This window comes from Rhizobium sp. NFR07 (assembly GCF_900111905.1).
GTDB lineage: Bacteria > Pseudomonadota > Alphaproteobacteria > Rhizobiales > Rhizobiaceae > Neorhizobium.
In genome coordinates, this window is sequence record NZ_FOKM01000024.1 from 49,348 (window position 1) to 73,637 (window position 24,290).

The 24,290-nt window shown below is 59.7% G+C and carries 22 protein-coding genes; 10 read left to right on the forward strand and 12 right to left on the reverse strand.

The genetic code is table 11. The features are described 5' to 3' along the window. The first annotated feature begins 740 nt into the window (after positions 1-740). The 6 genes from BM216_RS31345 to BM216_RS31370 all read left to right on the forward strand — a co-directional run bounded on the left by BM216_RS31345 (position 741) and on the right by BM216_RS31370 (position 7,247). A complete protein-coding gene (locus BM216_RS31345; RefSeq protein WP_093003993.1) occupies positions 741-1,718 on the forward strand; it encodes a TIGR03885 family FMN-dependent LLM class oxidoreductase in 978 nt (325 codons plus the stop codon). Between the two features lie 60 nt (positions 1,719-1,778). Then, entirely contained in the window at positions 1,779-3,440 is a 1,662-nt protein-coding gene (locus tag BM216_RS31350; protein ID WP_093003995.1) for an alpha-amylase family protein, read from the forward strand. Continuing rightward, positions 3,389-5,215, forward strand: coding sequence for a glycoside hydrolase family 13 protein (locus BM216_RS31355; RefSeq protein ID WP_244530432.1), 1,827 nt, complete (start codon positions 3,389-3,391; stop codon positions 5,213-5,215). The genes BM216_RS31350 and BM216_RS31355 overlap by 52 nt, the downstream gene beginning before the upstream one ends. Positions 5,216-5,855: 640 nt before the next feature. After that, on the forward strand, positions 5,856-6,080 hold the full coding sequence (locus BM216_RS31360; RefSeq protein WP_093003999.1) for a hypothetical protein: 225 nt from the start codon (positions 5,856-5,858) through the stop codon (positions 6,078-6,080). A 100-nt stretch (positions 6,081-6,180) separates the two neighbouring features. Continuing rightward, on the forward strand, positions 6,181-6,786 hold the full coding sequence (locus BM216_RS31365) for a DedA family protein (protein WP_244530433.1): 606 nt from the start codon (positions 6,181-6,183) through the stop codon (positions 6,784-6,786). Next, on the forward strand, positions 6,783-7,247 hold the full coding sequence (locus BM216_RS31370) for an MgtC/SapB family protein (protein WP_093004002.1): 465 nt from the start codon (positions 6,783-6,785) through the stop codon (positions 7,245-7,247). The genes BM216_RS31365 and BM216_RS31370 overlap by 4 nt, the downstream gene beginning before the upstream one ends. Positions 7,248-7,350: 103 nt before the next feature. On the opposite strand, the gene BM216_RS31375 is transcribed toward BM216_RS31370, so the two are convergent. Beyond that, positions 7,351-8,292: a GlxA family transcriptional regulator gene (locus BM216_RS31375; protein WP_210217092.1), complete on the reverse strand. Its 942-nt coding sequence runs from the start codon at positions 8,290-8,292 to the stop codon at positions 7,351-7,353. A 124-nt stretch (positions 8,293-8,416) separates the two neighbouring features. Here BM216_RS31375 and BM216_RS31380 point away from each other — a divergent pair, with 124 nt between their 5' ends. Next, complete coding sequence (locus BM216_RS31380; RefSeq protein WP_093004004.1) at positions 8,417-9,211, forward strand: SDR family NAD(P)-dependent oxidoreductase; 795 nt, start codon at positions 8,417-8,419, stop codon at positions 9,209-9,211. Positions 9,212-9,276: 65 nt separating this feature from the next. Further along, positions 9,277-9,804 carry a carboxymuconolactone decarboxylase family protein gene (locus tag BM216_RS31385; RefSeq protein WP_093004006.1) on the forward strand — a complete coding sequence of 176 codons (528 nt, stop codon included), beginning with the start codon at positions 9,277-9,279 and terminating at the stop codon, positions 9,802-9,804. Between the two features lie 1,185 nt (positions 9,805-10,989). Here BM216_RS31385 and BM216_RS31390 read toward each other — a convergent pair. The 10 genes from BM216_RS31390 to BM216_RS31435 all read right to left on the reverse strand — a co-directional run bounded on the left by BM216_RS31390 (position 10,990) and on the right by BM216_RS31435 (position 19,646). Next, positions 10,990-11,844, reverse strand: coding sequence for a D-amino-acid transaminase (locus tag BM216_RS31390; protein ID WP_093004008.1), 855 nt, complete (start codon positions 11,842-11,844; stop codon positions 10,990-10,992). A 108-nt stretch (positions 11,845-11,952) separates the two neighbouring features. Continuing rightward, entirely contained in the window at positions 11,953-12,867 is a 915-nt protein-coding gene (locus tag BM216_RS31395) for a LysR family transcriptional regulator (protein WP_093004010.1), read from the reverse strand. A gap of 5 nt (positions 12,868-12,872) precedes the next feature. Continuing rightward, complete coding sequence (locus BM216_RS31400) at positions 12,873-13,532, reverse strand: aspartate/glutamate racemase family protein (RefSeq protein WP_093004012.1); 660 nt, start codon at positions 13,530-13,532, stop codon at positions 12,873-12,875. Continuing rightward, a complete protein-coding gene (hydA, locus tag BM216_RS31405; protein WP_093004014.1) occupies positions 13,529-14,989 on the reverse strand; it encodes a dihydropyrimidinase in 1,461 nt (486 codons plus the stop codon). Before hydA ends, BM216_RS31400 begins: the two co-directional genes overlap by 4 nt. 13 nt (positions 14,990-15,002) lie before the next feature. Next, positions 15,003-15,929 (reverse strand): N-carbamoyl-D-amino-acid hydrolase, encoded by a 927-nt coding sequence (locus tag BM216_RS31410; protein ID WP_093004016.1) that lies wholly within the window; start codon positions 15,927-15,929, stop codon positions 15,003-15,005. 21 nt (positions 15,930-15,950) lie between these two features. Continuing rightward, positions 15,951-16,616 carry an amino acid ABC transporter permease gene (locus BM216_RS31415; protein WP_093004018.1) on the reverse strand — a complete coding sequence of 222 codons (666 nt, stop codon included), beginning with the start codon at positions 16,614-16,616 and terminating at the stop codon, positions 15,951-15,953. Between the two features lie 9 nt (positions 16,617-16,625). After that, on the reverse strand, positions 16,626-17,300 hold the full coding sequence (locus tag BM216_RS31420; protein WP_093004020.1) for an amino acid ABC transporter permease: 675 nt from the start codon (positions 17,298-17,300) through the stop codon (positions 16,626-16,628). Positions 17,301-17,305: 5 nt separating this feature from the next. Then, a complete protein-coding gene (locus BM216_RS31425; protein ID WP_093004053.1) occupies positions 17,306-18,034 on the reverse strand; it encodes an amino acid ABC transporter ATP-binding protein in 729 nt (242 codons plus the stop codon). Positions 18,035-18,205: 171 nt separating this feature from the next. Continuing rightward, entirely contained in the window at positions 18,206-19,057 is an 852-nt protein-coding gene (locus BM216_RS31430; protein WP_093004022.1) for a transporter substrate-binding domain-containing protein, read from the reverse strand. A 202-nt stretch (positions 19,058-19,259) separates the two neighbouring features. Further along, on the reverse strand, positions 19,260-19,646 hold the full coding sequence (locus BM216_RS31435) for a nuclear transport factor 2 family protein (RefSeq protein ID WP_093004024.1): 387 nt from the start codon (positions 19,644-19,646) through the stop codon (positions 19,260-19,262). A 180-nt stretch (positions 19,647-19,826) separates the two neighbouring features. Here BM216_RS31435 and BM216_RS31440 point away from each other — a divergent pair, with 180 nt between their 5' ends. Both BM216_RS31440 and BM216_RS31445 read left to right on the forward strand, forming a co-directional pair. After that, a complete protein-coding gene (locus BM216_RS31440; protein ID WP_093004025.1) occupies positions 19,827-21,659 on the forward strand; it encodes a gamma-glutamyltransferase family protein in 1,833 nt (610 codons plus the stop codon). A 36-nt stretch (positions 21,660-21,695) separates the two neighbouring features. Further along, entirely contained in the window at positions 21,696-23,216 is a 1,521-nt protein-coding gene (locus BM216_RS31445; RefSeq protein WP_093004055.1) for an ABC transporter substrate-binding protein, read from the forward strand. Between the two features lie 758 nt (positions 23,217-23,974). Here the strand turns inward: BM216_RS31445 and BM216_RS31455 are convergent. Beyond that, positions 23,975-24,290 (reverse strand): transposase (locus BM216_RS31455; RefSeq protein WP_143102933.1); only part of this gene is annotated, 316 nt, incomplete at its 5' end.

A 24,290-nucleotide genomic window follows, 5' to 3' on the forward strand; every position in this document is an offset into this window, starting at 1 on the left:
TCGAATATGGCGCCGGGATTCCAGGTCTGTTTCCAATAATCACACGCGAAGTGGGAGAGGCGCGACCGTTCAGAGCGTTATTGCTGCTGTTTGCTGCGGCCGCAAACGGACGGTCTCTGATCGTCACCCAGCTGGTGCCCATCATAGACTTGTGCGCCTCCGTAGGCCCGAAGATCAGGCGGCCATCACAATCCACCGGCTTATCCGAGTACACGGTTCGCATATTTGTGCTCCAAGAAATACCTATGCAGCGCGCGGATGAGTAAAGGCGAAAATGAAGGTAGAGACTTAACCTAAACGACCGTCCTGGTAGAATTTCTAGTGCAAGTGAGTGCCGACGACGAGATGCGGATTTCCGGCGGCGTGCTGCCAATGCAACGGTCCTGAGTTACAGTATTCTCAGATGCTTGGCGAAAATTATGAGTGGGTCGATGGTTCGGGTCCACTCAAGACCCTTTCTCCATGCGAGGTCGCTGGGCGTAGCAATGCGCTTGGCTAACTTACCATATGGTTCCCCGGCACAAGGTTGAGTAACTACCGCTTGAGCCGGCGACCCCGTACGATCTCGGTTCGGCAGCAGGGGTGACGAAACATCTCGCCGAGTAGGTCCAAGACCACACTCGTCCTTCAACAGGGAACCATCAACAAACCAGCACGTTCTCGGCTTCGGCGGATGCTCGTAACCTCCCTCGGAACCGGCCCAATTCCCACGTCGAGCGAGAATAAAAGGGAAGCTGCGCATGATCATCGGATACCATGCATCTCATGAGCAATTTGCGCCCAGCGATTTGATATCATACGTGCAAGCTGCGGAAGATGCGGGTTTTCACGCCATCATGACTTCTGATCACATCGCTCCATGGTTATGCCGTCAAGGTAATTCCGGGAACAACTGGGCGTGGCTCGGCGCTGCAATGGCGAAAACTTCGCTCTCATTTGGCAGCCTGGCGATCCCGGGCGGCTGGCGCTACCACCCGGCCGTCTTGGCGCATCTTATCGGTACGATCTCCGAAATGTTTCCCGGCCAATTGCGCTGGATCGCGATGGGGAGCGGCGAGGCTCTCAACGAACACGTCGTCGGCTGCGAATGGCCGGAAAAGGCGGAACGCAATGCGCGCCTTCTCGCGGGCACCGAGATTGTCCGTGCCCTTCTGCGCGGCGAAGAGGTGGACCGGCGTGATCGCTGGTTTACGGTCGACAAGGCGCGGCTCTGGTCACTGCCAGCGACGCCACCTGCCCTGTTTGCCGCGGCATTGTCCGATGCGACCGCGCAATGGGCGGGCGGATGGTCCGATGGACTGGTGACGGTCAGCAAATCGAAGCACAAACTGGTTGATATGGTTGAAGCCTATCGCAAGGGTGGAGGGCAGGAGAAGCCGCTGGCGCTGCAAGTACAGGTCTGCTGGGCTGAGAGCGAGGCTCAGGCGAGAGCGGCTGCATGGGAAGAGTGGCGTAACGCAGCCTTGCCGCCCGCCTCCCTATCTGACCTTCGGACAACTGCAGATTTCGAGAGGGCGGCGGATAAAGTCAGGCCCGAGGATATCGACGAGGCCATTCCGCTTGTCACCCGTCCAGACCCGCTGATCGAGATCATCTCCACGGCCAAAGCGTGTGGATTCCAGGAGGTGTTCATCCATAACGTCTCCCGCGACCAGATCGGCTTCTTAGACTTCATGAAGCGTCAGGTGCTTCCCGCCCTGCGTGCATCCGATGCCTGACGGCCCGCGGAACCTCGTCATGCTGAGCGCCTGCAGGCGACTTTTGAGAAGGAATCAGCCTTGATCAACGACCTCTGGTACAAGAACGCTGTCGTCTACTGCCTGTCCGTCGAGACCTTCATGGATGCCAACGGCGATGGAGTGGGTGATTTCCAAGGGCTGCAACGGCGACTGGATTATTTAGCGGGCCTCGGCGTCAACGCCATTTGGCTGATGCCGTTTCAAGCCTCGCCAGGTCTCGATGATGGCTACGACGTTTCCGACTATTACAACATCGATCCTCGATACGGCACGCTCGGCGACTTCGTCGAATTTACCCATAGTGCCAAGCAACGCGGTATTCGGGTGCTGATCGATCTCGTCGTCAATCACACGTCCGATCAGCATCCCTGGTTCAAGGACGCCTGCGCTGACAAGAATTCTCGGTATAGGGATTGGTATGTTTGGTCGGAGAAAAAGCCCGAGAACGCCGACGAAGGCATGGTTTTTCCCGGCGTGCAAAAAACCACCTGGACGCGGGACGAAAATTCCGGCGAATACTATTTTCACCGTTTCTTCAAATTCCAGCCGGATCTCAACACCGGCAATCCGCATGTCCAGGCGGAAATTCTCAAGATCATGGGTTTCTGGATACAGCTCGGCGTTTCGGGCTTTCGAATGGATGCCGTTCCCTTCGTGATCGCCGAAAAAGGCGCGGATGTGAAGGCATCAAAACCGCAGTTCGACCTGCTGCGCAGCTTTCGCGAGTTCCTGCAATGGCGCAAGGGCGACAGCATCATCCTGGCAGAGGCCAATGTCGTGCCCAAGGAGAACCTGCAATATTTCGGCGGCGACGGCGATCGCATGCAGATGATGTTCAATTTCCATGTCAACCAGGCTCTGTTCTACGCGCTTGCGAGCGCCGATACCCGCCCCCTTGCCAAGGCGATGAACGAGACCCGGGAGCGGCCGCAAACGGCGCAATGGGGAATATTCCTGCGTAATCACGATGAACTCGATCTTGGCCGGCTGACCGAAAAACAGCGGCAAGCCGTATTTTCCGCCTTCGGTCCGGACAAGGACATGCAGCTCTATGACCGCGGGATACGGCGTCGCTTGGCGCCGATGCTGGGCGGCGATGAAAGGCGTCTGAAGCTTGCCTACAGCCTGATGTATTCGCTGCCGGGCACGCCGGTCCTGCGATATGGTGACGAGATCGGCATGGGAGACGACCTGGCGCTGAAGGAGCGCAACTGCGCCCGCACGCCCATGCAATGGTCGACCGAGCCGCATGGCGGCTTCACCAAGGCGGATAAGCCGGTTCTGCCCGTCATCGAAGGCGGCCCCTACGGGTTCGAACACGTTAATGTCGCGGCGCAGCGGCGGGACGCGGAATCGATGCTAAACTGGACCGAGCGGATGATCCGCATGAGAAAGGAAGCCCCTGAAATCGGATGGGGAAGCTTCAGCGTTCTGGACTGTGGCGATCCCGGCGTTCTGGCGATGCGCTACGACTGGCGCAACAATTCCGTCGTCACCGTCCACAACCTCCACGACAAGCCGGTCCAGATCACCTTCGATTCCGGTATAGGAGAGAGTGGACGCGTCCTGATCGACATCGCCGATGGCAGCGACAGCCGGGCGGACGACAAGGACCGGCACAATATGGTGCTCGAGCCATACGGTTATCGTTGGTACCGCGCGGGCGGGCTCGATTACCTGCTCAAGAGAAGCGACATCTGACTGCGCAGCGGAACCTCGCCTTTGCTCAACCCGTTGGCCGATCACGCGAAGAAGAAACTCTTGCCGTCCGTCATTCTGCCAGCCGGCTCAAATCAGCGAGATCCGCAATGCCTGTAGTCGTTCCAGACAATACGGTTCAAGATATCAAGTGGTGGCACAGCGCGACCGTTTATCAGGTATACCCGCGCAGCTTCTGCGATTCGGATGGCGATGGCATCGGCGATATTCCGGGCATCACGTCACGGCTGGATTACCTGCAACAGCTCGGCATAGATATCATCTGGCTCTCGCCCATTTACCAGTCACCCATGGACGACAACGGCTACGACATTTCGGACTATCGTGCCGTCGCGCCGGAATTCGGGACGCTCGAGGATTTCGATCGGCTGGTGTCCGAGGCAAGGGCGCGCGGGATCGGCATCATTCTCGATCTCGTGGTCAATCACACCTCGGATGAGCATCCCTGGTTTCTGCAGTCGCGCCAGACTGCCGACAACCCGTTCCGCGATTTTTACATCTGGCGCAAGCCGGCCGATGACGGCGGGCCGCCCAATGACCTGCAATCCTCGTTCGGCGGGCCGGCCTGGTCACTGGACCCGACGACGGGCGAATATTACCTGCATCTCTTCTCGCGTCGGCAGCCCGATCTCAACTGGGAAAATCCGAAGGTCCGCGCCGAAGTCTACGCGATGATGAACTGGTGGCTGGATCGCGGAATTGCGGGCTTCCGCATGGACGTCATCGATTATATCGGCAAGCAAGTCGACCGGCAGGTGGTTACGGATGGCCCCCATCTCCATGACTATCTCCAGGAAATGAATGCTAGTACGTTCGGCGGCCGTGACATCCTGACCGTGGGCGAGACATGGAGCGCCACGCCGGGATCCGCGCTTCTCTATTCCGGGCGCGACCGCAAGGAACTGTGCATGGTTTTTCAGTTCGAACACGTGACCCAGCAATGGGACGCGGTTCACGGCAAATGGCGCTCAAAACCGTTCGACCTCGCGGGCCTGAAGACGGTTTTCGGCAAATGGCAGCTGGCGTTGGCAAATGACGGCTGGAACGCACTGTTCTGGGGCAATCACGACCTTCCCCGCGCCGTTTCCCGTTACGGCGATGCGACGGGCTACCACAGCCAATCCGCAAAAATGCTGGCGACGGTGCTGCACTTATTAAAGGGAACGCCATTTGTCTACCAGGGTGAAGAGATCGGCATGACGAACATGCCGTTCACGTCGATCGACCAGTATCGCGACATCGAGACATTGAACATGCACCGGCTGCAAATGGAGGCTGGTCTGTCGCCGGAAGAGTTCATCCGAGGCGCCAACGAAAGCGGGCGCGACAATGCCCGCACACCCATGCAGTGGAGCGCCGCGCCGCACGGAGGTTTTTCCTCTGGAACGCCGTGGATTGAAGTGAACCCCAATTACGTCACCGTCAACGCCGAGAGGGCGATGACCAACGACGCTTCCATATGGAACCATTACCGAAAGCTCATCGCGCTTCGCAAAGCACATCCGGTGATTGTATATGGTGATTACCAACCATGGCTCGACCAGCACCCGGATGTGTTCGTTTACACCCGCAGACTCGAGGAGGTCAGGCTTATCGTCGTAGCGAGTTTCAGCCCCGGCCAGGTTCGCCTGACCGTTCCGACGGAGCTTGTCGCCGAGGGTAAGTGCATCATCTGGAACTATGACCCCAGCGATAAGATCGAGGCTGAGATGGTCCTCGAACCGTACGAGGCCATCGCGCTGCTGACAGTTGCGTAGAAACTGCGGTGCCTTTCGACGATGACTATTGGCATCACCTGTCTAGGGGGATATCGCCTCAGCAATACAGCTTCCTTTTCAACGTTTGAGCCGAAGTGGTGTTTTCGAGGACTGTGCAGGCGAAATGACACCTTCATGGGCCACTCCTTCACCCTGCGGAGAAATAGTTCCAGCACCCATTGAGTCATCGTCTCCTAAGGATCGAGAATTGATCCCGAACCTCTTATCCCTATGCCTACTGCGCCGAGCGCTGTCTCAACTTCCTGGCGATGGCTCGGCTGCCTCCGCGCCCGCCTGTCCGGTTTTTGACTGGTCCTTGCGGGGTGCAATCTTGGCGCCATCGCTCTTCTCACCTTGCCGCTGCAGATCGCGCTCAATAGTGTCGCGCGATCCTTCCGCCGGATCCTGTTCAGGGTGGTCTTTTTAGTCGGTCATTGTCATATTTACCCCATAGCCGGCATTTCGGCGTTAGGCATTACGTTATACGCAGGCGACCGTTCGGAAAGCGCTTTTTATGGGAAATTAGATCATTGATGGTTCGAGTCCTTTGAAGACCTTAAAACTGACTGAGCCGTTGATACAGCTCGACGGGAACTGTGCGCCATATTTGCGGGTTTGCTCTCGAGGTAGGAGAAATCGCATGCAGGACACAGGCGATGAAAGCGTCGTAAACAGCATCTTGACGGAGCTAGGCATCCTTCGACCGCAAGGCAGTAGAGAGGACGCCCTGACACTTGAGCAGCAAGAAGTCATTGCTGCTTACCGGGCTGGCCGGATGACTGAAGAGGAAATCCTGAAACATCTTTCCCAAGATCCCGCTTTGTCGGGTCATCTTTCTTTCCCTGACGAAACGCCTACCGGCTGAACTCTAATAGTTGCAGTGCTGCCGGTCGCTGCGCGGCATCAAAATGCAGGACTTCCGATTTCTAGGCAGAAGATTTGGGACATCGAACTGAAAAGCGGAGATGATGGAAGCCTTTGTGCAATCGATGATGGAACGGTTTGGTCCCTTCGGGATCGGCTTGCTGATGTTTCTGGAGAATATCTTCCCGCCAATTCCTTCCGAACTGATTATGCCGCTTGCTGGCTATCTCGCCACGCAAGGTGACATGAACATTGCGTGGGTGATCGTAGCCGGCACGGTCGGATCACTGATCGGCACCTTGCCATGGTACTACCTCGGACGTCGACTTGGTCATGACGGGGTTCGACGCCTCGCCTCCCAGCATGGGCGGTGGCTCACGATGTCGCCTTCTGACGTAGATTCTGCCTCAGAACGGTTCAAGCGGCATGGCAAAGTCTCGGTTCTCGTGGGCCGGCTCATCCCAACAGTGAGGACGCTTATCTCGGTTCCGGCCGGCGTGGCGAGCATGCCAATCGGATCGTTCCTATTATTTTCCGCAGTTGGTACTTTGCTATGGACCGCGGCGTTGGCTTTGGCCGGTTTCCTGTTGGGCCAAGCCTACGACATAATACAGAAATACGTTGATCCGGTTTCGACGGCGGTTCTTGTCATTTTGGTTGTGCTCTACATTTATCGTGTCGCAACCTACAAGGAGGACCGCGCTTGAACGAGTGGCTTGCTTCGCTGGGCGTGGAACTGGATATCGTTCCGCACCTCGTTGCTTTGCTCGTAGCCTATGTCTTGGCGCTGCCCATCGCATGGGATCGCGAGCGTAACGAGAGAAGCGCGGGGCTGCGGACTTTCCCGTTGGTCGCTATCGCCGCTTGCGGTTTTATACAAGCCGCCGAATCGGTCACTGTCGGCAACGCTGAGGCTACTGCCCGAATAGTAGAGGGCATTATCAACGGTGTAGGATTTATTGGTGGTGGAGCAATTCTCGTCGGCAAGCTCGGAACCCGCGGCACGGCGACAGCCGCGAGCATCTGGGCAACGGGCGCAATTGGAACGGCGGTCGGCTTGGGCGCTTACGATACTGCTATAGTGCTTTCCGTCGTGACCTTCGCAACACTGAGGGTGATGGCGAATTTCAAGTCAGCGCGAAATCTGCCAGATAATTGTGAGAAGTGACCTCTCCGCGTCATGGTAGCGGAGCAGAGCATGAAAATATGTGCGCCTTCAAGTGTTCAGCGCTTTTGCAGTCGCGAACTGATACCGTTCACCGCAGCGAGGGTTAGACCGCCCTTGCCAGACGACGGATCGTCTGCGGTGGTTGACCGTATTGGCGTAAGAAAGCTTCGCGCATTCGGCGGAGATCGACAAAGCCGGTTTCACGCGCAACTTGATCCATGGGGTGGCGCGTCTCCTCGATCATCAGGCGTGCTGCCTCTATACGGATCTGCTCCACTGCCTTGGCAGGTGTCTTGCCTGTTTCAGACCGGAAGGCACGGCTGAACTGGCGCGGCGATAAGGCCGCAACATCAGCCAGTTCCTCGACGGTCAGCAGATTGGAGAGATTTGCTTTGGCATGGATCAGCGCTTTCTGGATGCGGTCAGTGCTGGGTGCGAGCTCCAGCAGTTCTGAATGTTGCGACTGTCCGCCGGCACGGCGGTGATGCATCACCAGTCGTCTTGCAACCGCGCTTGCGATGTCGCGTCCGAGATCTTTTTCGATCAGTGCGACGGCGAGATCCAGCCCGGCAGTGAGACCCGCCGATGTCCAGACCGGACCCTCGTTTATAAAGATGCGATCATCCTCTACGCGCACATTTGGGAACCCCCTTCGCATGTCCTGAGCGTAAGACCAGTGCGTGGTGGCACGGCGCCCATCCAGCAGCCCCATTTGGCCAAGCAGAAAGGCGCCCGTGCAAAGACCCGCGACCCGGCGGGACACTTTGGCCATGGAGCGCAGGGCTTCCAGTGTCATCTCATCCTGCTGCGGAGGTGGCGTGAGACCGGCCAGAAGAAGCAATGTGTCCGTAGGGCCGACCTCCCTGAGCTTCACTGTCGGGACGGCGAAACCGCTTGATGATGTGACTGGACCTCCTTCGACTGAAGAGATCGACAAGCTGTAATAGGCTTCATCCTTCAACACGTTTGCCAGCTCGAAGGCCGCCTGTACACCGAGTGCGAGAAACTGGAAGCTCGGTGTGAGCACCATGGAAACGTGGGGCATCTATCTCTCCGAAAGAAATGGCCGAAAAACGTAATTTATACGTCATATCGGACAAGGCTCGTTCGGTCCATAACGTTCTTGTCGAGAGCGATGGCGCTCTCAACCTCGAACAAGGACCAGACCAATGACTGTCAAGGGAACTGCACTTATCACCGGCGCCTCCACAGGGATTGGCGCGATCTATGCCGACCGCCTCGCCAAACGCGGATACGATCTTATTCTCGTTGCTCGCAACAAGGACAAACTCCAATCGCTTGCCTCTTCGATTTCCGACCAGACCGGGCGTGCCGTCGAAGTGCTAGCCGCGGACCTTGGGGATGCTGCCGATCTCGCCATTGTCGAAAAGGCTCTGCGCGAGGATGCGAGCATCACGGCGTTGGTCAACAATGCCGGCGTGGGGACACACACCAAATTGCTGGAAAGCGATGTCGAACGGATGGACGCAATGGTACGTCTTAACGTGACCGCCCTGATGCGTCTGACCTATGCAGCCGTGCCTGGTTTTGTCGCGCGCGGTGGCGGCACGGTGATCAACATTGCCTCTATTGTCGCCGTTGCACCCGAGCTGCTGAACGGCGTCTATGGCGGGACCAAGGCTTTTGTCCAGGCATTCACTACATCGCTGAACCATGAACTGGCAGACAGCGGTATCCGTGCTCAGGCCGTTCTGCCCGGCGCGACCCGTACAGATTTCTGGGTACTCGGTGGCCTACCAGTTGAACACCTACCCACCGAGATCGTCATGCAGGCCGAGGACATGGTCGACGCCGCTCTCGCCGGGTTCGACCAGGGCGAGACCAGCACGATCCCGGCGCTGAAGGATGTCGGATTGTGGAACGCGTTCGAAGCGGCCCGCCTGGCACTCGGTCCGCAGCTTTCCGCTACCCATTCCGCTGCGCGTTTAAACGTGACGGCCTGAGAAACCTCCGAAGGCCTTCAGCCGCAGAGCTCTTTCAGCAAAACCCGAACAGAAAGGTTGAGACCATGTCTCGCATTCTCATTCCCGATCAACAATCCGCGCCGGAAGGATCGCAGGCTGCACTTGGTACCATCAGTGCAAAGCTCGGCCGACTCCCCAATCTCTTCCGTGTCCTTTCCATTAGCCCTGCCGTGATCAACGCTCATGCAGCTCTGAACCAGGGGCTTAGCAAGGCGCTGGACGTGAAGACCCGCGAGCGCATCGCTCTCACGGTCGCTGCCGTCAACGGCTGTGAATATTGCAATGCCGCGCACTCCTTCACCGGCTTCACCTTTTCCAAACTGAGCAAGGAAGAAATTGCACTTGCACGATCAGGAACGTCGGAGGATCCCAAGGCTGCCGCGATTTTGGCCTTTGCCCGCCGCGTCGCTGAAACGCGCGGTAAGGTTTCTCACGTCGATCTGGATGCTGTTCGTGGAGCAGGCCTCACCGACAGTCAGATCGTCGAGATTGTGGCTGTCGTCGCGGAAAACTTCTTCACCAATCTGATGAACAACGTTGCTGGCACGGATGTCGATTTCCCGGAAATCTGAACGTGCTGGTGTTCTGCACAATGATATCGCGGAAATGCCGTGCGGTAGCTTCATCCGCACGGCACTCTACTTTGAACCATGCCGATCGAGTTTTTTCGCGATTACGAGGACTTCGATCGCCGGCTCATAGCACGCAAGCTGGTTTATGTGCTGCGGGAGCTTGAGGCCTACGGTTTTACTGCGATGACGTTCAGCGACGATGACATCCTAGTCCCTCGTCGTCGCGGCATACTAATTGACAAACCATAGCCGACCCGCTGCCCTGACATCCAGTTCGCCCATCGTCGAGAGCGGTTCTTTGGGCGCGGTACATCGCTGTACGAATCGAGGATCCAATCGCTCGCTGCCGCTTTCTGCGTCTTCACCTCCATCAATGCATCAACGTCTGCTATGAGTGGCCTGGTGATCCGCAGAATTCGTTCTGCTTCGGCGATGGGTAGGCTGTCCTGCGCCATAAATTCTTCGAGGGAGTAGGATGATGCCATTGCCTGAAGCTTCCGATTTCGGCTCAGGTAATGCAATCGATACGATCTTGTTCCCATCAACCGCGGTCTTGCAAAGCTGTGCAGTTCACTGAGACTAGCCCAATGGCTATCGAATCATATCTCTCCCGTCTGGCCGCAAAGGCTACGGAATTGCTTAGTGGACAGGTCGTCCGTCAGGCGGCAGCGCTATGCCTTCGCGTCGATCCTTCGTGTGAGCAAAAAGTCCTCCTACTATCGAGCCGTGGATCAGGGAGATGGGTAATTCCTAAAGGGACGGTCGAACGCTATGAGCCCCGAGGGAGCGCGCTAGTCGTGAGGCATTGGAGGAGGCCGGCATCGCCGGAAAGGTCTCGAAGCGTCCCGTATCCGCAATCCCGAGGTCCGCATCCGTATCGCTGACACCATTGGCCTGGACGGGCTTGCGCTGGCGGCCGCGAGAAGCGGGCCGGCCGTCCTGTCTGCATGGCAGTCCAATGTCGAAACGGCTCGCGATCTTGGCGTTTTGGGTGCGTCCATCCATGCCTATGATGGGCAGCTATATTGGGGGCAGGACAGCCCGGGTTTTTTCGAGGCGCATATGGAAGGGAAGCTGTTTGCCTAGATCGTCAGCTTTGGCAACCCAATCATATTGAAGCGATCTCTTTCTGGGTGTGATGCGTCCATACATTCCGTCGTCCTCCTCCATGGAGGGCGTTTCCACTCAGATGGCGCTGGCGGTCTTGTTTGCGATATAGAGTTCGCGCAGCTTGAGCGTCAGCGGACCGGGCTTTCCGTCGCCGACGGGCGCGCCGTCGATGCGCGTGACCGGCATGACGAAGTTGGTGGCCGAGGTGATGAAGGCTTCCGCAGCATTCTTGGCCTCATCGGGCGTGAAGGCCCGCTCCTCGTATAGGATGCCGGCCTGTTCGGCGATGTCGAGCACGCTGGCGCGGGTGATGCCGTGCAGGATGGCGTTCGACAGCGGGCGGGTGATCAGCTTGCCGGTCCTGTCGATGACATGGGCGGTCGCCGAGCTCGCCTCCGTGACGAAGCCGTCTTCCACCAGCCAGGCGTCGTCCGCGCCTTTTTCGGCCGCCTGCATCTTGGCCATGGAGGGATAGAGGAGCTGAACGGTCTTGATGTCGCGGCGCTCCCAGCGCCAGTCGGGCAGAAGAGCAACGGAAAGGCCGGTGGCGAGCTTGGAGTTGTCGATCACTGACTTCGCCTGGGTGAAGAGAACCAGCGTCGGCTTCGGCTCCTGTGGGAACGCGAAGTCGCGGTCGGCGGGGCCACGCGAAAGCTGCAGGTAGATCAGACCTTCTTTGAGCGCATTGCGGCGAACGATCTCGCGATGCACGTCCAGCAGCTCTTCGGTCGGGATCGGCAGGTGCATTCCGAGTTCCGCGATCGAGCGCTTCAGGCGGGCGGCGTGGCCTTCGTATTCAAGAAGCTTGCCGTCGATGACGCCGGTCACTTCGTAAATGGCGTCGGCGAACAGGAATCCGCGGTCGAAAATGGAAACCTTGGCATCGGCTTCGGGCAGCCATTCGCCATTGAGAAAAACGATACGGGACAAGACACAATCTCCTTCAGGATGACGGACAGCGTTGGTCAAATTGCTTGTTTCGGCGTCCGTGGAATGGAATGGCAGGACGGGCCACGACGGCATCGTCTGGCCCGCAATTCAAAGCGCATCGCCGGCGGCGCGCTTCAGTTCGGTGATGAACCCGTGCAACAGGCGCGAGCGCGGCACGCCCTTGCGAGTGATCAGGACAGCGGCGATTTCGCAGGGCGGCTGGAAGGGCAGTTGCACCAAGCCCTCGGATGGCTGGTAGGCGGCGCTATAGGGATCGACGACCGCCGCTCCTATGCCCGCCCCGGCCAGCACCGCAGCCGTTGCGCAATAACGCACCTCGACCCGCGGCTCGTAGGCGATGCCGTCGCGCTCGAAGGCGTCGCGCAGCAGCTGACCCATGCGCGATTCTACTTCGAGGCCGATGAAACCGTGTTCGGTCAGGTCGTTGACCGTCACTTCCTGCCGTGCGGCCACTGCGTGCCCCTTCGGCACCAGCGCGACCATGTGGGTGCGCGACAGGATCTCGACATTGACCGAAGGATGGCGTTCCAGCGCAATCGCCAGGCCGACATCGGCGGCACCGCTCTGCACGTCTTCGATGACGTGTTCCAGCCGGCGCACGTCGTAGGAGACGGATACGTCCGGCCGGTCCTTCAGGAACCTCGCAAGCGCCATCGGGGCGACCGTATTGCCGAGCGGCGGCGTCGAAATGACGCGCAGCCGGCCCGACGTGCCATGCCTGATCGACCGGGCGCGGGTGGAAAAGCTGCGCAGCATGCCGAAAATGGGGCGTACTTCATCGAAAAGCAGCAGTGCTTCCTCGGTCGGCTCGAGCCTGCGGTGCAGGCGTTCGAACAGGGTTACGCCGAGCTGGTTTTCGAGCTGACGGATGCCGTTCGAAACGGCCGGCTGGGAAATGCCCAGCTGCTCGGCGGCCTCCACCGTCGTCTCGCAGCGCATCATCGCGCCGAAGATTTCCAAGAGGCGCAGCGAGATATCCGGCTTGTGCTCGATCTCGGTCATGGCGGTCAGGTCAGGATTGCGCCAAGCGCCATCGAGACGGCGGCCTGGGTTGGATCGATGACGCGGGCGCCGAGCTCGTCTTCCAGCCTGCGGCGATGGCCGGACATGCCGGCACAGCCGAGCACGATCGCACCCGCACCTATCTGGCGAAGCTTGGTGCCGGCCTTGACGAGCGCCGCATAGCTTTCCTCGCCATGGCCGCTGTCGGCGACGCTGATCGAACCATCGAGCGCTACTTCGCCAGCAAGCCTGCCATCGACGCCGAGGCGGCGAAGATTGCGCAGGTGGCGCGGGATCGAGCCTTCGGCGACTGCAATGACGCCGAAGAGGTCGGCCAGCGCCAGCGCGCTCAGCACGCCTGCATCCTGTATGCCGTAGACCGGTTTCGACGTGATCGAGCGGACAAGGTCGAGGCCGGGCTGCGAATAGCAGGCCAGCACATAGGCGGAGGCATCCGGCCGGCTTTCGATGAGGTCGGCGATGTGAAGCGAGGCCTCATCGACATGGCGCTGGGTGACAACGCCAGGCGGACCGTGTTCGATCGTGACGCATTCGATCATCGGACCGCCGACAAACTGCATGCCGACCAGCGCATCACGCAGGCCCTGGGTCACGCTTTCAGAGCTGTTCGGGTTGATGACGAGGATCGGGCCTATTGCACTCATGGGGCGATCTCCGCGCCGAAATTCTGCGCCGGGTCCAATTCCTTGGCGCGGTGGCCGGGCCTGCCTGTTAGATCGATGGGATTGCGGGCGATGAAGCGGCCGCGGCCGCGCTCCGCTTTCAGCTCGCCATTCTCGACGATGACGTCGCCGCGGTTCATGGTCATGACCGGCCAGCCCTGGACCTCCATGCCTTCAAAAGGCGTGTAGTCCATGTTGTCGTGCTGGTCGGCAAGCGTTGCCGTGCGGCGGGCTTCCGGATCCCAGATAGCGATATCGGCATCGTAGCCGGGGGCGATCGTGCCTTTCTTCGCCACGCCGAAAGTCCTGGCGGCGTTGGTGCTCGAAAGCGCCACGAACTGTTGCAGCGTAATGCGGCCCCCGGCGACGCCTTCGGAGAACAGATAGGGCAGGCGCATGGCAATGCCCGGCATGCCGTTGGAAATCTTCGGATAGGGCGCATCCTCGCCATTGGCGAATTTTCCGCTCGCATCCATGCGGTAGGGCGCGTGGTCGGAGGAGACGCTTTCGAACGTGCCCGACTGGACATGCCGCCAGAGGGCGGCCCGCGTCGCCGCATCGCGCACCGGTGGCGAGCACATGAATTTCGCGCCGTCCATGCCGGGCCGGTCGAGGTCTTCGCGGGTCAGAGCCAGATATTGCGGGCAGGTTTCGGCGAACAGTTTGGTGCCGGAAAGCTTTTCGCGCTGGACAATCGCAGCCCCTCTCGCCGTCGAGACGTGAACGATGAAGAGCGCGGCATCGACGAGTTTCGCCAGCGAGACGGCACGGTTGATCGCCTCTTCTTCCGCAAGCTCGGGCCGGCTGATCGCATGGTATTTCGGCGCGGTCAGGCCGGCGGCGGCCAGCCGCTTGTTCATCCATTTGACCATGTCGTCGTTTTCGGCATGGACCATGGTGAGTGCCCCGTGGGTTTTCGCCACCGTCAGGATGTCGAGCATGCCGCCGTCGCCGATATTCATCAGGTCATAGGTCATGAATACCTTGAAGGAGGTGATGCCCTTGGCAAACACGCCGGGAAGCTCCTCAAGGACCGATGCCGAGGGGTCGGAAATGATGAGATGATAGGAATAGTCGAGCACCGATTGCGGCGCTGCACGGCCGTCATAGGTGGAGATGACCTCGGCGATCGACTGGCCGCGATGCTGGGCTGCAAACGGAATGAGGGAGGAATTGCCGCCAAAGGCGGCGGAGACCGATCCCGAATAGTAATCGTCCGCGGTCATCAGGCCGGTCGAGCTTTCCTGGGCGATATGGGCATGCGCCTCGATGCCGCCCGGAACCACCAATCTGCCGCCTGCATCGATGCGGCGGGCGCCGCCGGCGATCTTCTCACCGATTGCAGCAATACGACCATCGATGATGCCGATATCACCGTCGAAGGTATCAGATGCGGTGGCGATGCGGCCGCTATGGATGACGGTATCGAACTCTGTCATTTCTTGCGGCCCCTTACACTTCTACGATCACGCCGGTCTGGCCCGTGATGCGGCCATAGTGCTCGATACGACGATGGCGTTCGAAATCAAAGATCGTCTTCTTGCCGAAGTCGCATTTGGCAAAGTCGCATTCGGCGATGATCAGTTCGTCTTCCTCGGTCACGGCCCGGGCGAGAACGAAGCCGTCCGGATCGACGATGATCGAGCCGCCCATTAGCGGGTGGCCGTCTTCATTGCCCGCCTTGGCGACACCGACGACGTAGGTTGCATTCTGGTAGGCACCGGCCTGCAACGACAAGTCGGAATGGAACAGGCGCTTTTCCACGCCTTCGGCGCTCATCTGGCTGTTCACCGACGGCGTGTTGTAGCCGATCGTCACCAACTCGACGCCCTGCAGGCCGAGGCAGCGGAAGGTTTCCGGCCAGCGGCGGTCATTGCAGATCGCCATGCCCATGATGACGCCTTCATTACGCCAGACGTTGAAGCCCATGTCGCCGGGCTCGAAATAGCGCTTTTCGAGATGCTGGAAGGCGCGCTCGGTATCGTATTCGGAATGACCCGGGAGATGGATCTTGCGATACTTGCCAACGATGTTGGCCTGACGATCGGTGACGATCGAGGTGTTGTAGTAATGGCCGTCGGGGGTCTTTTCGGCATAACCGAAGGTGATCGCGATGTTCAGCTCACGTGCACGGTCAAAGAGCGGCTGCGTGGCGGCATTCGGCATTTCTGTCTCGAACCAGAAATCGATTTCGGCCCGGTCTTCCATGTACCAGCGCGGGAAGAAGGTGGTCAGTGCCAGTTCCGGGTAGACGACCATGTCGGCGCCCTTGGAGGCCGCCTCATCGAGCAGCGCGATCATGCGGGCGACGACGCTTTCGCGGCTGTCGGCCTTCTGGATGGCGCCGAGCTGCGCGCCTGCGATCTTCATGACGGTCATTGGTTTATCCTTTCGAGGCGATCAGGCGGCCAGACGCCGCTGGAAATGGCTGACGAGACGCACAAGCGGCCACAGCAGCACGAGATAGAAGAGAGCGGCCAGCACAAGCGGCGAGGCGTTGTAGGTGACCGAGCGGGCCATGCCGGCATTGTAGAGAAGCTCGGAGAGCGAGATGACGGAGGCGAGCGAGGTGAGCTTCACCACTTCCACTGTGTTCGACAGTAGGTCCGGCAGGACATTGCGCACCGCCTGCGGCAGGACGACGTGAATGAGCGTCTGAGCCGGGGTCAGACCCGTCGACTGGGCGGCTTCCCACTGGCCTTTTGCAACCGAGATGAGGCCGGCGCGATAGACCTCCGCGTAGTAGGAGGAGTTGTTGAGCAGGAAAGCGATGACGACGGCGGCAAACGGCGAGATGTTGATGCCGGCAAAAGGCAGGCCGGCATAAATGAAGATCAACAGAACAAGTGGCGGCAGCGCCCGGAACAGGTCGGTATAGGCGATCGAGATCCAGCGCAGCCAGCGGCGTTCGCTCATGTTGCCGAGCGCGACGAACAGGCCGCCGATGAGTCCGAGCAGGATGACGGCGCTGCAGAGCTTGAGCGTCATCCAGAGGCCGGAGAGGAGCAGCGGAAACGACTTCCGCATGATCTCGATATTGAAGAACTGGTCGATGAAAATATCCATGTCCGCCTCCTAACGTTTCTTCCAGGCGGTGCGGCTTTCCAGCCAACGGGCGGCGGCCACCATCGGCAGGAAGATCGCCAGATAGGCGATGACCGACATGGTGAGCGGCGTGGCGCTGCCGGAGAAACTCTGCGCCGTCGTGGCGCTCGACAGGATTTCCGACACGCCGATGGCCGAGCCGAGCGCGGTCATCTTGGTGATCGCCAGCACGCGGTTGACAATTGGCGGAATGGCGAGCCGGAAGGCCTGGGGCAGGGCGATATAGGTAAGCGTACGGGTGAAGCCGAGCCCGGTGGCGATGCCGGCCTCCCACTGGCCTTTTTCGACGGAGGAGAACCCGGCCCAGAAGATTTCCTCGGCAAAGGCTGCCAGCGTCGCGGCCAGCACGATGAACAGAACCATCGGGCCGGACAGCTGGATGCCGATCGAGGGGAAGCCGAAATAGAGGATCAGGATGACGACCAGCGGCGGCAATGCGCGAAAGATGTCGGCATAGCAGATGATGAAGACGTTCAGCACCCTTATGCCGTAGCTGCGCAGGCAGGCGAGCGCCAGGCCCGCGGCGATGCCGGCGACGATGATAGCTGCGGCGATCTGCAGCGTCACCCAGACGCCGGCAAGGATATCCGGCGTGTATTGCGCCATCACCACGGGGTTGAAGAAGGTTTCGAGAAACCGGTCCATGGCCGTTACCCGGAGACGCGCGAGAGGAAGGCGCGGGTGCGCTCGGCCTTCGGCGCGCCGAAGATTTCGTCGGGCGTGCCCTCTTCAACGACGACGCCGCCGTCCATGAAAACCACCCGGTCGGCGGTCTCGCGGGCAAAGGCCATTTCATGGCTGACGACGACCATCGTCATGCCCTTGGATTTCAGGTCCTTCATCACCTTGAGGACGGAGCCGACCAGTTCGGGGTCGAGTGCGGAGGTCGGCTCGTCGAAGAGCATGACTTTCGGGTCGAGTGCCAGCGAGCGGGCAATCGCCACCCGCTGCTGCTGGCCGCCGGACAATTCGCCCGGATAGGCATCCGCCTTGTGGGCCATGCCGACCTGTTCGAGCATGTTCATGGCACGCGCATCGGCTTCGGCCTTCGAGCGTTTCAACGCCTTGCGCTGGGCCAGCGTGACATTCTTCAGGACACTCATATGCGGGTAGAGGTGAAAGCCCTGGAAGACCATGCCGATCTGCAGCCGCATGCGGTCGAGGTCGCGGCGGGTGCCGGCCATGATGTTGCGGCCATTGACGAGAATATCGCCCGAGGTCGGCTCCTCGAGCCGGTTGCAACAGCGCAGCATCGTGCTCTTGCCGGAACCGGAGGGGCCGATGACGAAGACGAGTTCACTTTCGGCGACCTTGAGGTCAATCTTCTTGAGGATGGTGTTGGGTCCGAAGCGCTTCTCCAGCGCGACGACTTCCAGCATGGGGCGATTGGCCATTCAGGCACCTCCGGCAGGCACGGTACGGGCAGTCCTTGCCGGCTTTGAACCGGCAGCATCTCCGCCCGGAGAGGACGATCGGCCACGGGCGGCCGCATCTCGTCTGGTCAAGGGTGCGGGCAGGCGCAGTTGGTCCGCCCATCCGCGTGAGGGGTGCTACTTCAGGTTATCGCAGGAGGCCTTGTGGTCGTCGTCCTTGTAGCCGTCGAAGCCCGGCGTGCCGAAGCCCTTGGTCGGGGTGACGATCGTCGTGCCGGAAACCGGGGTGGTACCGAACCATTTTTCCGAAAGCTGCGCCATCGAGCCGTCGAGCTTGAGGCATTCGATCGCCTTGTCGACGAGATCGCGGTTCTCCTCGTCGCCCTTGCGGAAGGACAGCGCCCAGACGAGGCCGGTCTCGTATTCGAAGGACAGTTTGAGGCGCGGGTTCTGCTTTACCGACCATGCGGCGACCGTGTTACCGGCGAGGTTGGCATCGGCGCGGCCGGCCATGACGGCGGCGACGGCATCGGTGTTGGTGCCGTAGCTGTCGACCTTCCAGCCGTATTCCTTTTCCCGATCGCGCAGGAAACTGTCATAGGCGGACCCCTTGTTGACCGCGATCGTCTTGCCCTTGAAGTCTTCCAGCGACTTGTAGTCCGGTGCATCGGCCGGCACGACGAAACCGAAATTGGTGTCCATAAAGCCTTCGGTAAAGAGAAGGTTGGCGGCGCGTTCCTTGTTGACCGTTACCGGTGCCACAAGGAAATCGTAGGTGCTGGCCTGCAGTGCCGGGATAAGACCGGAAAACTGGGCGCCGGTGATGTCGACTTTCTTGCCGAGGCGCTCGCCGATCAGGTTCGCCATGTCGATGTTGAAACCCTCGATCTTGCCGTCGAGGGTGGGCATGGCGTGCGGCGCAAATGTCGCGTCGATCGCGGTCTTGATGGTATCGCCGAGCGCAAAGGCCGGCGTGCAGGCAAGCAGTGTTGCTAAGCCGGCAAAGCCGGCCCTGATAAATGGTTTCATAGATGTTCTCCTACTGGCGGCTCCAGGCCTTTAGCGGCCCTTGTTGACGCCATAGTTCCATCGAACGTGCTGCGCTGCAATATAATTTGTTATTATAATGTAACTAGAATTATATGATTTTCGAATAGAAGAGCCTGATTGGACGTGGGCGTCGCCGCGGAGTGATGGTGGTTGACAATACGAAAGGCGTAATCGCGGACGCCTATGTTTCCTGCTGCGACACATGGTTCAATGCGATGACCCAGCGACCTTCGCGTTTTCGCATCAGTCGGGTGTTAATTCCGGTCTGATTGCCGGCATCGCGCGTAAGGCGATAGGCGCTGACCATCTGAGCTGCGTCCGGGCCGAGCATCTCTATGCTGATGATCGAGAATGCAAGCTGACCTTGCGAGCCCGCAGCGCCGCCATAGTCGGCGATGTAGTGATCGAGAGTTGCCTGCCAGTCCCTCTGGATCCGGCCGCGGGAGACGAAGACGACATTCGGGTTGACGAAGCCTTCCATATAGCCGCAAAAATCGCCTCGGTTCCAGGCTGCCTCTATTGTCTCGATGACATTCCGGATGGCATGCTTCTCAACTTCATCGGACATCGTGCGAACCTCTATCGGCACCCTCCGCAGCCAGCCGCTTCTGCACGCGAGCGTTGCCGAGCCACAAAACCTTCTTGCATTGTACGCAGTCAAAATACAGTATGTCTACAAGATCTGGCGATCCAGAGGCGCGAGATCTTCTGGGCGCATTCATCATGGCGCTCATGATGGGAGATGCGAATGAGTTTCACCACAAGACCGGAACTGCGAGGGACCTTCGGCGCAGTGTCATCGACGCACTGGCTTGCTTCGTCCGTGGGCATGTCCATGCTCGAGAAGGGCCATACCGCTTTCGACGCGGCCGTTGCGGCCGGCTTCGTCCTTCAGGTCGTCGAGCCCCATCTCAATGGTCCCGGCGGTGAGGTTCCGATCATCGTCACACCGGCAGGCGCGGCCGAGCCGATCGTCATTTCGGGGCAGGGGCCGTCGCCGGCGAAGGCAACCGTCAGGTATTTCAAGGATCTCGGCCTCGACATCATTCCAGGGACGGGACTGCTTCCTGCCTGCATTCCCGGCGCATTCGGTGCCTGGCTGACCCTGCTGCGGGATTACGGCACCGCGGAACTCGAGGATGTGCTTTCTCCGGCGATCTATTATGCGCAGACCGGTCACCCGCTCGTGCCGCGGATTGCCAATACGATTGCTTCGATGCGCGACCTGTTCGAGACCCATTGGCCGAGTTCCGCAGAACTCTACCTGCCCAACGGGCGCGCACCGGAGACCGGAAGGCTGTTCCGCAATCTGCAGATCGCAGCACTTTACCAGCGGATCGTAGATCACGCGAAGTCCGGCAGCAATCGCGAAGCCAGGATCAATGCGGCGCTGGACTTCTGGTATCGCGGCCCGGTGGCCGAGAGGATCGAAGTGTTTTGCGCTGAGGAAGAGGTCTGGGACGTATCGGGACGCCGGCACAAGGGGCTGATCACCGGAGACGACATGGCGCGCTACGAGCCTTCGATCGAAAGGCCGTTTTCCGTCACCTACGGCGATTGCGAAGTGTTCAAATGCGGGCCGTGGTCGCAAGGGCCGGCCCTGCTTCAGATGCTGCAGATTCTTACGGGCACCGATATCGCCGACCTCGATCCGATGGGCGCGGATTTTATCCATCTGGTGGTCGAGACAGCAAAGCTGGCGCTGGCCGATCGCGATGCCTGGTATGGTGACAGTTCCGACGTGCCGCTTCAGACGCTGCTCTCGAAAGACTATGCGGATACGCGGCGCGCTCTGATCGCGAGCACGGCGTCCATGGAACTTCGGCCGGGATCACCGGACGGCCGCAATGCGAACCTTCCGCCGCTCCGCCCGGTCGGCACGATACCGCAGCCAGGTCTCGGCAGCGGAGAGCCAACGGTCACACGCAAGGCCAGCCTGCCCAATGACTGGCAGGGCGAACCTTCACTGACCCGCGAGGGCGCGCAGAGAGGTGACACGGTGCAGGTCAGTGCCGTCGACCGCTGGGGCAACATGGTCTCGGCGACGCCTTCCGGCGGCTGGTTCCAATCGAGCCCGGTCATTCCCGGCCTGGGTTTTAGCCTGACCACGCGCGGGCAGATGTTCTGGCTGGAGGAAGGGCTGAATTCATCCCTGGCTCCATCGAAACGTCCGCGGACCACGCTCACGCCATCGATGGTCTATCGCGATGGCGTCCCCTACATGGCGTTCGGCACGCCGGGCGGCGATCAGCAGGAGCAGTGGCAACTCATCATGCTGCTTCGTCACATCCATGGTGGGATGAACCTGCAGGAGGCGATCGACGCCCCATCCTTCCATACCGATCAGCTGCCGAGCTCCTTCTGGCCGCGGGAGATCAGCTTCGGTGCGGTGACGGTGGAATCCCGCTTTTCCGACGCAGTGCGCGCGGACCTTGAAGGGAGAGGGCACAAGCTCACCATCGGTGACGCCTGGTCGGAGGGCCGGTTGGCCGCCGTTGCCAGGGAGATGGATGGTGACGTTCAATTGATAAAGGCCGGAGCCAATCCGCGCGGCGTCCAAGGGTATGCCGTCGCGCGCTGATTCGGACGTGAAGTCAAAACAAAAGAGGGAATGAACATGAAACCGCTTTACCTCGCATTCGCAGCAAGTCTTGCCTTCGGCACCTTTGCCGCAACGACTGTGCCTGCCGCTGCGCAATCCGTTCTGCGCATCGGGCTGCAGGACGATCCGGACACGCTCGATCCGGTCTCCAACTGGAGCTTCGTCGGCCGCCACGTCCTGCAGTCCCTATGCGACAAGATCGTCGATATCGACGAGCAGGGCCAGATCATTCCCATGCTCGCGACCAGCTGGGAGTGGAATGCCGACAGCACTGCATTGACGGTGAAACTGCGTGACGACGCGGTTTTCCATGACGGAACCAAGGTCGATGCGGCCGCCATCAAATACAATCTCGAGCGTGGCCTGACATCGCCGATCTCACGCCGGAAGGCGGAAATCAGCGCGATAAAGACGATCGATGTGGTCGATCCTCTGACGGTCCAGATCAATCTCAAGGAGCCATCCGTTCCGTTGCTGGCAGCGCTGACCGACCGTGCGGGCATGATCGTCAGCCCGAAGGCCGGCGAAGCGCTCGGCGAGAATTTCACGACGGCGCCGGTCTGCTCCGGCCCGTACAAATTCGTCGAGCGGATCGCCCAGGACCGCATCGTGCTGGAGAAATTTCCGCAATATTATGACGCGGCCAAGTTCAGCTTCGATCAGCTCGTCTATCGCGGCATGCCGGACGCCAATGTGCGTCTCCTCAACCTTCGTTCCGGCCAGCTCGACCTCATCGAACGCCTTGCGGCGACAGATGTGGAATCGGTGAAGCAGGACGCCAAGTTTGCCGTCTCGCCGGTCGTCGGTCTCGGCTATTATGGGGTAACGATAAACATCACGGGTGAGGGCGCCAACCTCGACTTCGCCAAGAAAGAAGCGGTCCGCCAGGCCTTCAGCCTCGCGATCGACCGCGAGGCGATTACAAATGTCGTGTTCGATGGCCAGGCCAGCACTGGCAACCAGCCTTTCCCGCCGACAAGCCCGTTCTACGATAAGAATTTCCCCGTCCCGGCACGTGATGTGGACGCCGCAAAGAAAAAGATGGAAGAGGCCGGGCTGACTTCAGTCGATCTTGAAATCCTCGTTCCGACGGACTCCGAACGCCAGCAGGTCGTCCAGTTGATCCAGGCGATGGTGAAGGAGGTTGGCATCAATGTGACCATCCGGGCAACCGAATTGATGACCCTGCTCGATACCGCCCGCCAGGGACGGTTCCAGGCGCATCTCGTCGGCTGGAGCGGCCGTGTCGACCCCGATCTCAACATCACGCCGATGCTGTCCTGCGGTGCGGCCGGCAATGACGCGCATTACTGCAACAAGGATCTGGACGCGATACTGACGAAGGCGCGGGCACTCACCGACACCGCGGCACGGCAGGTGGAATACGGCAAGGCGATCACGATCCTGCAGAAGGACCTGCCGATCGTCTATCTGTATCACTCTCAGTGGATCTTTGCGTACAACTCGGCGATCTTGGGTATGAAGTCTGTTCCGGATGGCATCATCCGCCTCCCAGGCGTCATTCGCAGGGACTGAACAGGCTTGAGGCGAAAACAATGACCGCCAGCCGACCGTATCTTCAAGTCGGCTGGCGTCGCGCTCACTCACGTCTTTCTCCCTAGGAGGCGCAGGACCGCGGTGCGGCCGTTTTCGGTACAGAATGCAATGTCTCGTTCACCGGGGAGCTTCAACTGCTTGAGTAGGCGATGAGCGCATCTGCGCGCTTTGAACGAGTTACCACCCCGCGCAGCATCTCGAAGCATATGCGAGCCTGAACGCTCACGCATATTGACTATCCGAAATGGATGGCGAGGAAGCTTTTTACGGCTCAAGTCCCTGGCTTGAAAAGGTGTTCGCCGAGGTCGCGTACCACGATCACGCCCAGTCGCCTATACTGGCGCGTGTGAAGCGCATGGACGCCGTTTCCTTGTCCTGGTCGCTGCGGAAGCTGAGTGCCTGCAGAGGGTTCGGACAAACGGTATCCGGCAAGGCACTTTAAGAAGCAAGCGGGACGTCCGACATTCTTTGCAGATGTTGCAGGCCATTGCAGCGGGCTAACCTGGATACGAAAGTTGGCCTCATGCGAGAGACGGCCGATTTGATGATCTCCTTCCTGCTTCTCGCTGTTGATTGGGAACCTTTGGGCGCACGTCGACGCGCAGGATGATGTCTGCACTCTTTCGCAGAGGGCCTGATCGTGATGTACCGTATTCCGAAAACGGTATAGCTTTGCTGGGCTCAAGATGAAAAAGATCGATCTCGTCTATCAGACAATGCTAAAGTATCCGTTTTGATCAAGCGGGTTTTGGCGTCCATTTTTGCTGTTTTCGCAGGAGTGCATTTGCGAGGACAACGAGCTTCCGCATGATAGCGGTGATGGCGACTTTAGGCGGTTTCCCAGCTTTTCTGAGCGTGTCGTATTTGGTCTTGAGGTCCGGGTTGAAGCGAGTGGCGACAAGGGCCGGCATGTAGAGCGCCTGCCGGACGATGGCGCGGCCGCCAACGATGAAGGCGCGTCCGGTCCATCGTCCAGACTGCCTGTCGCTTGGCGCGAGGCCCGCAAGCTTGCCGGCTGCTTTTTCATCGAGTTCCCCCAGTTCCGGCATTTCG